The following is a 12,219-nucleotide window of genomic DNA, read 5'->3' as shown; positions in this document are numbered from 1 at the left end:
CGACATGTCGCCCTACTGCCCGAACTGCAAGGATCAATCACGTGCGCTTCATCGACATCATGGCTGACTTCTCCGCTTCTGCTGCTGGGAAATCCGGTGATTCCGGCTTCTCCGCTTCTGCCACGGGGGAATCCGGTGGTTCAGGCGATCGCGAACGGCAGTTCTGGGATGAGGTCGCCCGGCAGGGGACACCCCTGGTCGACCCGTGCCCCACTGACACGGCCCTGCGCGACGTCACGTTCCTCTATCGCTGCACCGATCCCGAGGTGCGCAGCGTCCGGCTCGCGGCGAACCGGGTCACCGACAAACACAGGCAGGCCGATGGAGTCATGGTCCGAGTCCCTGGCACCGACATCTGGGGCGTGACGCTCACCCTGCCGGCCGATCTGCGCTGTTCCTACGGCTTCAGCCCCTCCCGTGAAGAGGTCGCCCCACCGTTGAGCGGTCCGGATCGACCGGGGCCGCCCGCGTTCATCGACCCGCTCAACCTCGATCCACCGGTCACCCGGCCGGATCAGCCGGGTGCCGGCGAGGGGGCGTCGGTGTTCTCGGGTCCGCTCGCTCCCGATCACGGCATGTGGCTGTTCGACCGCCCGCAGGGTGCGACCGCTGCGACGAGGACGACGGTGACGGCAGGCGCTGACGCGGACATTCCCGCCGAGGCGGATGGGGGCAGCCTCGGCGAGGACCCTGAACGGGTTCGCTCTGAGCCGGCCCTCATGGTCTCTGCCGACCGTGAGATCGGCGGCAAGAAGTACCCTGTGCGGGTGTCTCTGCCGAGTGGGCCGCCGGCCGGTCTCCTCGTGCTCTTCGACGGTCGGCAGTGGTTCGACCACCTCTGCGTGGCGCGTGCCGTGGAAGCTGCCGGGCTGCCCGGGCTCATCATCATCGGCATCGGCACGCACACGACGGCCGAACGAACACATTCTCTTGCCGGCAACGACCAGTTCCTTCGCAGCGTCGCCTCGGAACTCGTTCCCGATATCGAAGCCGAAGCGGCCGTCAACGGCTCCGTACTGCCGGCCGATGCGCGGCGGATCATCTGCGGGCAGAGCCTCGGCGGGCTCGCGTCCCTGCTCATGGCTCGCACGTGCCCCGGCGCATTCGACGCCGTGCTCGCTCACTCCCCCTCGCTGTGGTGGAGCCCCGGCGGGACGGCGACTCCGGCGGACCTGGCGAGCATCGATGGTGATGACTGGACTGCGCGCCGGTTCCGCGAACACGTTGCGGGCGTGGGCGCCTGCGATTTCCACCTCGCCGTCGGTCGTCGGGAGGGACCCATGGTCGACCGCGCCGGCCGACTGGCCGAGGTGCTCGACGGTCTCGGATTCTCAACTTCACTGTCGGTGTATGAAGGCGGGCACGACTTCGCCTGCTGGCGCGGGGCGCTCATCGACGGACTGCGGAAGGTGTTCGCGCAGGATTCTGCGGCAACCGTGTCCGACAAGTAGTTGCGGCCGGCCGCGTCATGTGCTGGTCGCGCCGTGTGAGGGCCGCGCCATGTGCGGGCATGCCCCGCGGACCCGCATCAGGAGTAGTCGCGGGCACCGAAGATGCTCGAGCCGACTCGGACGATCGTGGCGCCTTCGGCGATGGCGAGTTCGAAGTCGTTGCTCATGCCCATCGACAGCTCGGTCGCCTCGGCGGGCATGACCCCGGCCCCGCGCAGCTTCTCGCTGAGTTCGCGCAGGTCGGAGTAGCTGGGGCGGATCTCTTCGGGACTGCTGCCGGGAAGGCCGATCGTCATGAGTCCGCGCAGCCGCATCCGGCCGAGCTCCCGGGTCGCGGTGACGAGCTCCTCGGCGTCTTCGGGCGCGACACCGAACTTCGAGTCTTCGCGGGAGGTGTTGACCTGGATGAAGTAGTCGATGGTCTCATCGAGGACGTCGAGACGGTTGTTGATCTTATCGGCCAGCGGGAGGTTATCGACGGACTGGACGCAGTGAGCGTGCCGCAGGGTGTGATTGACCTTGTTCTTCTGCAGGGGTCCGATGAGGTGGGTCTCGGGGTTGAGGTCGGCGAGAGCCTCGGCCTTGCCGGTGATCTCCTGCACCTTGTTCTCGCCGATGAGGGTGAACCCGTGCTCGAGGGCGACGCGGATCTTCTCTGCCGGCTGCGTCTTCGTGGCCAGCAGCACGCGCACATCGTCACCGCTGCGACCGCTCGACTCGGCGGCGGCGCGGGCACGGTCAGCCACCTCGTCGAGGTTGCCGATGATGGCTGCGATGTCGTCGGCGGACAGTGAGGGGGAATCAGGCGTACTCATGTCTCCAGTCTTGCATGAGCCGCGCGAAGTTTCAGGTCGCCGAGGATGCCCGGCCGAGAAACGAAATGCGGACGATCCGGGTCGAAATCATCGTGATTCCTCGACCTGGATCGTCCGCAGCTCGGTGCCGCCGTTGTGAGCGGGCTGTGCTTGTTCCAACCGCCTCGGCGTCGGTTGTTCCAACCGCATCGGCGTCGGTTGAGTGCTTACTTCGGCAGGCCCTCGGCGTTCGGGTCGATGTTCTTGATCAGCGCGGAGGTGTCGAGTCCGCCGAGGTCTTCGTCAATGAGCTTCTGCAGCTGTGCATGGACGAGGGTGGCCGCCGGGAGGTCGACTCCCTGGGTCTCGGCGCCGGCGAGGGCCAGGCCGACGTCCTTGTGCATGAGTGCGGTGGCGAAACCGGGCTTGAACTCGTTGTTCGCCGCGGCCGTGGTGGTCACGCCGGGCACCGGATACCAGGTCCGCAGCGGCCAGGAGTCGCCGGAGGACACCTTGGCAATATCGTGGAAGACCTTCGGATCGAGGCCGAAGCGATCGGCCAGTACAGCGCCTTCGACGACACCCTGAAGGCTGATCGAGAGCATCATGTTGTTGACGATCTTCGCGGCCTGACCTGCGGCGTCACCGCCGGCGTGGAAGATGTTCCCGGCCATTGCCTCGATGACGGGTCGGGCCTCTTCGATGTCGGCGTCGTCGCCGCCGAGCATGAACGTCAAGGTGCCGGCCTCGGCACCGGTGACGCCGCCGGAGACGGGACCGTCGATGAGGCGGAAGCCTGCCTTCTTCGCCTCGGAGTGGAGGAGGCGGGCCGAATCGAAGTCGATCGTCGAGGAATCGATGAGGAGGGTCTTCCGGTCTGCGTTGGCCAGGACTCCGTCGGGCTCGAGGTATGCGGTGCGCGCGTGCTCGCCCTTGGGCAGCATCGTGAAGACGATATCGGCACCGGCGACCGCCTCGGCGATGGAACTCACGGGGTTCACCCCGCTCTTCGCGGCTGCGTCCACGGCCTCGGGGACGAGATCGAAACCATTGACGGTGTGACCGGCCTTGACCAGGTTCGCAGTCATCGGGCGGCCCATATTTCCCAGGCCAACCCATCCAATCGTCGACATAATATGCCTCCTCGCATCATGTTCAGCAACTCTTACGTGTTCCCTCTCACAGTACGCCAGTGAACGCGCGGAAGTCCGGCGGGGAGCCTCACCTCTTCCGCACCGGTTATGTGCGCGTACGCAGATAGAATGGGGCCACTATGGCTTCCTATGCACCTGGCAGTTCCGGTCCGCAGATCGCCCCCGAGGATCTGCTGACTCTGCTCGCCGTCGCCCGGCTGGGGAAGTTCACGGCCGCGGCACACAGCCTCGGCCTCAACCACACGACCGTGTCCAGACGCATCGCCGCGCTTGAGAAGGCGTACGGCGATCGCGTGCTCGTGGCCTCGCCCGACGGGTGGGAGCTCAGCGCCGCCGGGCGTCAGCTGCTGCCGATCGCCGAGGACATCGAGGCCGCTCTGGGGCGCATCGATGCGCATTCGAATTCCGCTCTGTCCGGAACGATCCGGCTGGCGTGCCCGCAGGCCTTCGCCCTTGAGTACGCCGTTCCGGCGCTTACCGAACTGCAGGGGCAGCACCCGGGACTGCAGATCGAACTGATCACCGCTACGCAGCGGGCCCGGCAGTATCGGTCGGGCGTCGATATCGAAATCGTCGTGGGACGTCCGGATGCCCCGCGCTCGATCGCCAAGCACATCCGCGACTACCGGCTCCAGCTCTACGCTTCGCAGGATTACATCGCCTCGCATCCGATGCCGCAGACGCTGGATGATCTGGCCGACCACCGGATGGTCTACTACATCGAGAATTCGCTGCGGGTCGATGATCTCGACGAGGCGGCCGACGCACTTCCGCGCGGGAAGGGATTCTTCCGGTCTACCTCGGTGCATGCGCATGTGCTCGCGACCTCGCACGGTGCCGGGATCGGCATCCTGCCCGACTTCCTCGCCCACGGAAACTCCCGCTTGGTGCAGGTGCTGCCCGAGCTGTTCTCCAAGCAGGTGTCGTATTGGGCCTCGGTCCGCCACGAGTCCCTGCGCAACGCCGGAGTCCGCAAAGTCCTAGAATCCCTCTAATTGCTACCTGACGGCGGCCCAGCTACCTCGCGCGAGGTAGCTGGGCCGCCGTCAGGTAGTTCTGGGAGGGGGAGCGAGATGCTGGAGAGTTCAGGCGGCCACCCAGCCGCCGTCGATGCTGTGAGCGCTGCCGTTGATGACAGCGGCATGGTCCCCGGCCAGGAAGGTCGCGATCGCCGCGACGTCCTCGGGTTCGGCGAGCTTGGGCACCGCGGAATGGCCGAGGAAGACCTGCTCGAGGACCTCGTCCTCGCTGATGCCGTGAGTCTTCGCCTGATCGGCGATCTGTCCCTTCACCAGTGGCGTGAGCACGTAGCCGGGATTGATCGCATTGCACGTCACTCCGTGCGGACCGGCCTCGAGTGCAGTCGTCTTCGTCAGTCCCATGAGACCGTGCTTGGCCGCGACGTACGCGGACTTGTTCGCCGAGGCCCGCAGACCGTGGACGGAGGAGAGGTTGATGATGCGTCCCCAACCGCGTTCGTACATCTTCGGCAGCACCGCCTTCGTGAGCACGAACGGCGCTTCGAGCATGAGCGTATTGATCAGCCGCCAGTCCTCGAGCGGAAATTCCGTGATCGGGTGGATCCGCTGGATGCCGGCGTTGTTGACGAGGATGTCGACGTCGAGCTCGGTGCCGTCCAGCGCCGCGGTGTCCGCCAGGTTGACTGCCCACGCTTCGCCGCCGATGTCGTCGGCGACGGCCTGTGCCGAGTCGGCGTCGACATCGGCGACGGTGACAGATGCTCCGGCCCGCGCGAACGACTGTGCGATCGCTTTTCCGAGCCCGGATGCTCCGCCGGTGACGAGGGCGCGTTTGCCGGTGAGGTCTCCCATGAGATGTGCCTTTCGTGGTTCGAGTCTGTCGTACGTGTCCATCTTGCACCCTGCGGAGACCGAGGAATCATCGAGGTGGGCGCCGAGGCGGCTGCCGAGCGTAGGTCGCAGTCCGACAGGCGAGCTCGGCGCCAGGCAAAGGGGCGGTGCCGATATTCACCGACACCGCCCCTCACCGGGTCACCATCCGGCCTCAGCTGGCCGTGGCGACTCCGCGGCGCACCTTGTCTGCATGGTCGAGCGAGCGCAGGTCGATCCCCTTGGTCTCGCGGGTGAACATGAGTGCGATGAACGAGATGATCGCAGCGGCCAGCAGGTAGAGCGCGATCGGCACCGAGGAGCCGAAGGCGTCGAGCAGTGCGGTGGCGATGATCGGCGCGAAGGATCCGGCGACGATGGCCGTCACCTGGTAGCCGGTCGAGACGCCCGAGTTCCGCATGCGGGTCGGGAACATCTCGGACATGATCGCCGGTTGGCCCGCGTACATCAGTGCGTGGAAGACGAGACCGATGAGGAGGGCGAGGAAGATCATGCCGGCACTGCCGGTGTCATACATCGGGAAGGCGAAGAAGCCCCAGCTCGCGGTCAGGATGATGCCCACGGCGTAGGGCATCTTGCGTCCGATCCGGTCGGTGGCGGCACCGACGAGCGGAACGAGGACTGCGTGGATCGCGTGGGCGCCGAGGAGGAGGCCGAGGATCTCGGCGGATTCGATCTTCACCTGCGTGGCGAGGTAGGTGATCGAGAAGGTCACCACGAGGTAGTAGTGGATGTTCTCGACGAAGCGCAGGCCCATCGCGGCGAAGACCTCCCGCGGGTAGCGCTTGAATACGGCCTTGATGCCGTAGTCGACGCCTTCCTCGATCTCCTCGGCCTGAACCTCGTCGAAGATCGGCGCATCGGAGACTCGGGTGCGGATGTAGTAGCCGATGAGGACGATGACGGCCGAGAGCCAGAACGAAATGCGCCAGCCCCACGACAGGAAGTGCTCTTCGGTCAGCGTTGCAGTGAGGACGAAGAGAACCGCGGTGGCCAGCAGGTTGCCCAAGGGCACGCCGGACTGCGGGAATGATGCCCAGAAACCGCGCTCCTTGTTCGGAGCGTGCTCGGCCACGAGGAGGACAGCTCCGCCCCATTCGCCGCCGACTGCGAAGCCCTGGACCACACGCAGCAGCACGAGCAGGATCGGAGCGAGGTAGCCGATCTGGTCGAAGGTCGGCAGACAGCCCATGAGGAACGTGGCCACACCGACGAGGACGATCGAGAGCTGCAGCAGCTTCTTGCGTCCGTACTTGTCGCCGAAGTGACCGAAGACGATGCCGCCGACGGGGCGGGCGATGAATCCGACTGCGTAGGTGGCGAAGCCTGCCAGGATCGGCGTCAGCGGATTGTCGGAAGGCGGGAACAGAATGTGGTTGAACACCAGCGTGGCGGCCGAACCGTAGAGGAAGAACTCGTACCATTCGACGACCGTTCCGGCCATCGAGGCAGCGACGACCTTGCGCAGCTGAGCGCGGATCGACTTCCTCTCAGCATTGTTCTGAGAACTCATGGGACTCCTTCGTTTCCACAATCCGCGTCACCGTTGAATGCGCGAATAGGCTTGCTCTGGCGCCGACCGGCTGACAGCCCGGGGCACTCAGACCGCATCGGTGCGGCCGGTGTACCCCTGCTTCAGCGCAGTGTTTCGGGCGCTTGGATATTTCTCATCCAAGGATCAGTGTGCGCCACGTTACGGAGTTTTTGGTAACGACCTGGCCATAATCCGAGAATTTCCGGTGCACATTCGTGCACAGCGGTTGTGCAGCAGTCAGCTGTGACTGCTGCGAGCTCGCAAGGCCCATTGCGGCGCGAATCGTCCCTGCGCGTCAGGCCAGCACCCCCGCGTCTGATCACCACGCCGGCCATCGAGGTACCACCGCAGTCAGCGCATGGAGCACAACCCCGAAACTCACCGTCGGCGCGGAGGCGCCTTCGCATCGCGTTCGGCCATCGAGGCGAGCATCGCATTGTAGGCGCGCAGCTCGGCGTCGTCGGTGCGGTCTTCGCTGCGGTCGATGCGCTTGGCCTCCCGGTCCGAGGACTTCGCCCATTGGACGCAGACCATGATCGCGATGAACAGGGTCGGGAATTCGCCGATGCCCCACGCGATGGAACCGCCGAGCTGCTGGTCGTCGATCGCCGTGTAGCCCCATCCTGCGCCGACGTTGCCGAACCAGTCTCCGGCGATCAGCACGTTCGAACTCATGATCGAAATGCCGAAGAAGGCGTGGAAGGCCATCGTCACCAGCAGCATCACGAGCCGCATCGGGAAGACAGGGCGCTTGACGCCCGGATCGATGCCGATGAGGGCTTGGGCGAACAGGTACCCGGCGCCGAGGAAGTGCGCGATCATCAGTTCGTGCCCGATATGAGTATCGAGCGCGTAGTACATGATGCCCGAGTAGTAGAAGACGACCAGCGAACCCGCGAAGTTCACACTCGCCACGATCGGGTGCGCGAAGAAGCGCAGGTACGGAGTATGGACGAGCCAGAGCACCCATTCGCGCAGGCCGACGGACCCGTCCGTGCGCGCCTTCGTTCCGCGCATGAGCATCGTGATCGGTGCGCCGAGCACGAGCGGCAGGGGTACGACCATGACCAGGAGCATGTGCTCGATCATGTGCGCGGAGAACTGCACCTCGCCGTAGACACGGGGTCCGCCCGAGGTGACGTAGACGAGGAAGACCATGCCCACGAGCCAGCTGATGAGGCGCAGCACCGGCCATTTGTCGCCTCGGCGGCGGAGGTTGATGAACGCCACGACGTAGGCGATCGAGGCGCCCGCTGCGATCGCGATCCACAGCGGATCCATCGACCATTCGCTGAAGTAGCGGGACAGGTTCGGCTTGGGCGGCAGCGGATCACCGGTGAGGATCTCTGCCGGGGTGGGGTCGCCCACCGGCTCCTGCGGCACGGGCGGCTGCGACCGGGCCAAGGCCACGGCCATTCCCATCGTGATCCCGAAGAGGATGAATTCGACGGTGATGAGGCGCCAGAATTCCACCGTCGCCGAGGCGGCTGTGCCCAAACGTGAGATGACGAACTGACGGTGCCAGAATCCGATCAGACCGAGCAGGACCGTCGCGAACGCCTTTGCGAGGATGACCTGCCCGTACGTGGTCATGAGATCGTCGAAGCCCCGCACGCGCAGGAGCGAGTTGACGATTCCGGAGAAGACGATGAGGCCGAAGGCGATGAGGGCGATCGTCGAATACCGTTCGACGATCGGCTTGAGGTTCTTCGAGGCGGCCAGCCGGGTGCCCAGCAGGGCGATGACGAAGAGCCCACCGAGCCAGAGGACCGCGCCGAGGATATGCAGACCGAGGCTGTTGACGGCCTGCGTGTGCCCGGAAGCCTCTGCGGAGTGGCCCATCAGAGCCAAGGGGAGGATCACGGCGACGCTGAGCACTCCGGCGGCGGCGATGCCGATATGGGAGCGGGTGCCGAAGCACAGGGTCGAGGCGACAGCGATGAGGACGACGATGAGCACCCACAGCTGCCCGTAGGCGATCTGAGTGACGAACACGCCGAGTTGGTTCGAGAAGTCGAGATAGGCCTGGGCGCCCACAGTATCGACGAATGAGAAGACGAGCACGGCGACCGCGGACAGCGTCCACACGACTGAGGAGTATTCGGCGATCTGAATGGCCTTCGTCCACAGCGGGTCGAGAGGCACGTCATCGTCCGTGGCCTTGTGCCGGCGGGCGCGACCGCCGGCCGTGCGCGGGAGGATGAGGACGGCGAACATGAGGGTGCCGACGGTCAGCGACATCGCAATATTGAAGACGAACTTCGCTGCGGGAAGACCGAAACGGACGACAGAGCCGGGGTCATTGAGCAGAGTCGGGTTGGCTGCTCCGGTGAAGAAGAGTGCGGCCAGACCGGCGATCACCCCGAGGAAGACGACGATGGGGACCGTGGCACGTTGCACGAACCGTGTGATCGGTTCGAAACCTGTAGAACTCACTGCGCGCGGACCGCCCCTTCTGACATGACCCAAGGATATCGTTCGGCGTCGCGCCACTGCCAACCGGGAGATCTCTTCGTGGCCGAGATCTCGGGGAGCCGCCTCGGCGAGGATGTATTCAGTCGTACGGGACGACGATCGTCCCTGTTCGAAGGCGGTCTGAGACGCTTGAAGACGCTCAGAGACAGCAAACGGCCCGGATCGTACGATCCGGGCCATTCGACGCTGCTGCGTTGATCAGTTCGGGCTGCCAGCGGCACCCTTCAGCTTCGAACCAGCGGACAGCTTCACGGAGTAGCCGGCCTTGATCTGGATCTCTTCACCGGTCTGCGGGTTGCGACCCTTGCGAGCGGCACGCTCGGTGCGCTCAACGGAGAGCCAGCCGGGGATGGTGAGCTTTTCGCCCTTGGCCACGACGTCGGAGAAGACATCGAAGACACCATCGAGCACGTCCGAGACCTGCTTCTGGGTCAGGCCGGACTTCTCGGCAACTTCTGCAACGAGCTCACTGCGGTTCTTAGCCATAAAAGTGTCCTCCTTAGGACAAGTCGGTAGGTCACCGGTCCGTTTTTCCGATGACGAACTTCCTCGAGATTACCAGCTCGACTTGGTAACGCCGGGCAACTCGCCGTTGTGTGCCATTTCGCGGAAGCGAACTCGCGAGAGTCCGAACTTCCGGAGGTAGCCACGCGGACGGCCATCCACCTGGTCGCGGTTGCGAACGCGAACCGGCGAAGCATCGCGGGGAAGCTTCTGCAGTGCGAGGCGTGCTTCCTCGCGCTGCTCATCGGTGGAATCGGGGTGGGTCAGCTGACGCTTGAGAGTCGCGCGGCGCTCTGCATAGCGTTCAACGATGACGCGACGCTGCTTGTCTTTTGCGATCTTTGACTTCTTAGCCATGTGCGCTCAGCGCTCCTCTCGGAAATCGACGTGCTTGCGGACTACGGGATCGTACTTCTTGAGCACGATGCGGTCCGGGGTGTTGCGGCGGTTCTTGCGGGTCACGTAGGTGAACCCGGTGCCGGCCGTCGACTTGAGCTTGATGATGGGACGAACATCCTGTGCCTTAGCCATCAGAGCTTCACTCCCTTGGCGATGAGTTCGTTGACCACAGCGTCGATTCCGCGAGCGTCGATGACTTTGATGCCCTTAGCGGACAGGGTCAGCGTGACGTTGCGGCGCAACGACGGAACGTAGTAGCGCTTTTTCTGAATGTTCGGGTTGAAGCGGCGCTTCGTGCGGCGCTTCGAGTGGGACACGTTGTGTCCGAAACCGGGGACTGCCCCGGTTACCTGGCAGGTTGCTGCCATGTCTCTCCTCCAGTTCACAAGTTACCGACTCTCGAAACAAGCCCCTGCGGGATTGCACTTGCGTGCCCTCTCCGCTTGCTTGCGCCGATGTCGGAAGACATCAACAAATTTTCTCGACTGTCACCGTGAAAATTGTGTACGCCAAAACAGGTCTGCCCGTTCGGGCGAGATGTCTCACCAGCGCTGAAGCCGTAGCCTGTGAGAGATGGCCGAAGCTGGAGTGCAGCGGTGGGTGAGCACCATGTGTGTCCTAGCAGATCGATCGGTGACCTGCCTGCTACGACACAACAAGAATCAATCTTACTGAGATGCCGGGCCGGAGGGCAAATTCATCCTGGTTTCTGCGGTGGGGCCTTCGTCACTGAAATCGCCCGCGTGGAAGGGCTTGTACGGTCGTCATCGATGCCCGGAGGGACCTTTGTCGACGCCCGGAGGGACTTTCACAGCTGGGGCCAAGCCAACTCGGTGATTTCCGCAGTAGGCTTTCGTCGGCAACGCGTCCTGTCGGCGATCCTGTTGAACGACTGCTCGACTCGTGCCAAGGTAAGTAGATGATTGCCACCACATCTGGCATTCAGGAGGACTGATGAGCGACGTTCCACAGAGGCCGCGCATTCGTCCGGCGACTAGCGACGACTGGCACAAGGGTTCAGGTGAATCTGCTGGTCAGACCCCGTCGTACGGGAATGACGCGGAACGTTCGTCTGCCGATTTCGACAACTCGACCTACTACGAGTACCTCGAACGGCACACGGGGGAACAGTCGATCTCGAAAGCTCGCAGCGGCAATGTCTTCGCCCCTGCCGGACGCTCACCCTTCGATGACGCTCACTCTGCCGGTTCCCACCAGTATGTGAATTCTCAGCAGTCTCAGCAGCCTGCCGGCGGTGGTGCCGGCAATGGCGTCGGCGGCTCGACACAGAATGGAGCCCAGACTCCTCCTTCCCCACAGTTTCCGCCCACCGTCCAAGACGATTCTTCCTCGCGCAATGGTCTGAAGATCGCTGTCGTCATCATCGCCATACTCATGGTTCTGGCCTTGGTGGGATTCTTCGGTATCCGGTGGCTCGCGCCGTCCTCGGGAACCGTCCCTGTGGATGTCGGATCCAGCGAGCCGGCCAGCTCGTCGCCCAGCCCTTCGGATGACCTTGTCCAACCGACGAAGAGCCCGGAAGACCAGCTCGACGCCTATACCGAAGAAGGCACCGAGAAAGCCGCTGACCTCGAAGGTGAGTGGGTGACTCAGGTGAGCGCGAAGAACGTCGGCCTCAAGGCCGACGGCAAGACCTGGTCAGCGCAGGACATCCTCAACGAGTACGAGGCCAACAAGGTCAAGTACCCGGGCGCAATCCTCATCCACAGCGGCGACTGGGCCTCGTACAAGGACGGCAGCTACTGGGTCACGGTCGTCGACACCGGCTACAGCAATCCGGAGCAGGCCCTCGACCAGTGCCGCTCGTGGGGTCTCGACCGCAACCACTGCATTGCCAAGCGACTCGTCAAAGACGGCAGCCCCAAGGACAACAGCGCCTACCTCGACGGGTAGACCGCACCGTCGGACCGCCCCTTGCGTTTGAGGATCGGCTCCGCCCGTGGGCAGGGTGATCGTCACAGTCCTGCCATCCGCTCACGGCCCCGTCTGAGTCAGATAGCCCAGATTTGAACAGGT

Annotated in this window: 12 protein-coding genes; 3 read left to right on the top strand and 9 right to left on the bottom strand. The window is 64.2% G+C overall.

The features are described 5' to 3' along the window. Positions 1 to 41: 41 nt before the first annotated feature. Positions 42 to 1,451 (top strand): alpha/beta hydrolase-fold protein, encoded by a 1,410-nt coding sequence (locus tag ACU4IU_RS10210; protein WP_446656643.1) that lies wholly within the window; start codon positions 42 to 44, stop codon positions 1,449 to 1,451. Between the two features lie 77 nt (positions 1,452 to 1,528). Here ACU4IU_RS10210 and ACU4IU_RS10205 read toward each other — a convergent pair whose 3' ends face one another. Both ACU4IU_RS10205 and mmsB read right to left on the bottom strand, forming a co-directional pair. Continuing rightward, complete coding sequence (locus ACU4IU_RS10205) at positions 1,529 to 2,266, bottom strand: YggS family pyridoxal phosphate-dependent enzyme (protein WP_446656642.1); 738 nt, start codon at positions 2,264 to 2,266, stop codon at positions 1,529 to 1,531. A gap of 206 nt (positions 2,267 to 2,472) precedes the next feature. Next, on the bottom strand, positions 2,473 to 3,378 hold the full coding sequence (gene mmsB / locus ACU4IU_RS10200; protein WP_139468974.1) for a 3-hydroxyisobutyrate dehydrogenase: 906 nt from the start codon (positions 3,376 to 3,378) through the stop codon (positions 2,473 to 2,475). A gap of 140 nt (positions 3,379 to 3,518) precedes the next feature. Between mmsB and ACU4IU_RS10195 the strand changes: the two genes are divergently transcribed. Beyond that, the gene (locus ACU4IU_RS10195; protein ID WP_139468973.1) at positions 3,519 to 4,394 is read left to right on the top strand and encodes a LysR family transcriptional regulator; all 876 of its coding nucleotides are present in this window, start codon (positions 3,519 to 3,521) and stop codon (positions 4,392 to 4,394) included. A gap of 90 nt (positions 4,395 to 4,484) precedes the next feature. Here ACU4IU_RS10195 and ACU4IU_RS10190 read toward each other — a convergent pair whose 3' ends face one another. The 7 genes from ACU4IU_RS10190 to rpmB all read right to left on the bottom strand — a co-directional run bounded on the left by ACU4IU_RS10190 (position 4,485) and on the right by rpmB (position 10,550). Then, complete coding sequence (locus ACU4IU_RS10190) at positions 4,485 to 5,231, bottom strand: 3-hydroxybutyrate dehydrogenase (RefSeq protein ID WP_446656641.1); 747 nt, start codon at positions 5,229 to 5,231, stop codon at positions 4,485 to 4,487. A 193-nt stretch (positions 5,232 to 5,424) separates the two neighbouring features. Then, positions 5,425 to 6,783 carry an MFS transporter gene (locus ACU4IU_RS10185; RefSeq protein ID WP_446656640.1) on the bottom strand — a complete coding sequence of 453 codons (1,359 nt, stop codon included), beginning with the start codon at positions 6,781 to 6,783 and terminating at the stop codon, positions 5,425 to 5,427. A gap of 399 nt (positions 6,784 to 7,182) precedes the next feature. After that, positions 7,183 to 9,240, bottom strand: coding sequence for a cytochrome c oxidase assembly protein (locus ACU4IU_RS10180; protein WP_446656639.1), 2,058 nt, complete (start codon positions 9,238 to 9,240; stop codon positions 7,183 to 7,185). Between the two features lie 237 nt (positions 9,241 to 9,477). Next, positions 9,478 to 9,765, bottom strand: coding sequence for an HU family DNA-binding protein (locus tag ACU4IU_RS10175; RefSeq protein WP_025779153.1), 288 nt, complete (start codon positions 9,763 to 9,765; stop codon positions 9,478 to 9,480). Positions 9,766 to 9,834: 69 nt separating this feature from the next. After that, entirely contained in the window at positions 9,835 to 10,140 is a 306-nt protein-coding gene (gene rpsN, locus ACU4IU_RS10170) for a 30S ribosomal protein S14 (RefSeq protein ID WP_025779151.1), read from the bottom strand. Between the two features lie 6 nt (positions 10,141 to 10,146). Beyond that, positions 10,147 to 10,314, bottom strand: coding sequence for a 50S ribosomal protein L33 (rpmG, locus tag ACU4IU_RS10165; protein ID WP_039211931.1), 168 nt, complete (start codon positions 10,312 to 10,314; stop codon positions 10,147 to 10,149). Beyond that, positions 10,314 to 10,550: a 50S ribosomal protein L28 gene (rpmB, locus tag ACU4IU_RS10160; protein WP_025779147.1), complete on the bottom strand. Its 237-nt coding sequence runs from the start codon at positions 10,548 to 10,550 to the stop codon at positions 10,314 to 10,316. The genes rpmG and rpmB overlap by 1 nt, the downstream gene beginning before the upstream one ends. Before the next feature lie 586 nt (positions 10,551 to 11,136). On the opposite strand from rpmB, the gene ACU4IU_RS10155 reads away from it, so the two are divergent. After that, positions 11,137 to 12,096, top strand: coding sequence for a protein kinase (locus tag ACU4IU_RS10155; protein ID WP_259358453.1), 960 nt, complete (start codon positions 11,137 to 11,139; stop codon positions 12,094 to 12,096). The last annotated feature ends 123 nt before the right edge of the window (positions 12,097 to 12,219 follow it).

Source organism: Brevibacterium sp. CSND-B09 (genome assembly GCF_052906525.1).
Note: the sequence above shows the minus strand (reverse complement) of the source record. Positions and strands in the feature narration are given on the sequence as shown.

What these genes read in the sequence shown, in the direction of transcription:
- ACU4IU_RS10205 (WP_446656642.1), bottom strand. Translation starts at nt 2,266, where the DNA reads ATGAGTACGCCTGATTCCCCCTCACTGTCCGCCGACGACATCGCAGCC.
- mmsB (WP_139468974.1), bottom strand. Translation starts at nt 3,378, where the DNA reads ATGTCGACGATTGGATGGGTTGGCCTGGGAAATATGGGCCGCCCGATG.
- ACU4IU_RS10195 (WP_139468973.1), top strand. Translation starts at nt 3,519, where the DNA reads ATGGCTTCCTATGCACCTGGCAGTTCCGGTCCGCAGATCGCCCCCGAG.
- ACU4IU_RS10190 (WP_446656641.1), bottom strand. Translation starts at nt 5,231, where the DNA reads ATGGGAGACCTCACCGGCAAACGCGCCCTCGTCACCGGCGGAGCATCC.
- ACU4IU_RS10185 (WP_446656640.1), bottom strand. Translation starts at nt 6,783, where the DNA reads ATGAGTTCTCAGAACAATGCTGAGAGGAAGTCGATCCGCGCTCAGCTG.
- ACU4IU_RS10175 (WP_025779153.1), bottom strand. Translation starts at nt 9,765, where the DNA reads ATGGCTAAGAACCGCAGTGAGCTCGTTGCAGAAGTTGCCGAGAAGTCC.
- rpsN (WP_025779151.1), bottom strand. Translation starts at nt 10,140, where the DNA reads ATGGCTAAGAAGTCAAAGATCGCAAAAGACAAGCAGCGTCGCGTCATC.
- rpmG (WP_039211931.1), bottom strand. Translation starts at nt 10,314, where the DNA reads ATGGCTAAGGCACAGGATGTTCGTCCCATCATCAAGCTCAAGTCGACG.
- rpmB (WP_025779147.1), bottom strand. Translation starts at nt 10,550, where the DNA reads ATGGCAGCAACCTGCCAGGTAACCGGGGCAGTCCCCGGTTTCGGACAC.
- ACU4IU_RS10155 (WP_259358453.1), top strand. Translation starts at nt 11,137, where the DNA reads ATGAGCGACGTTCCACAGAGGCCGCGCATTCGTCCGGCGACTAGCGAC.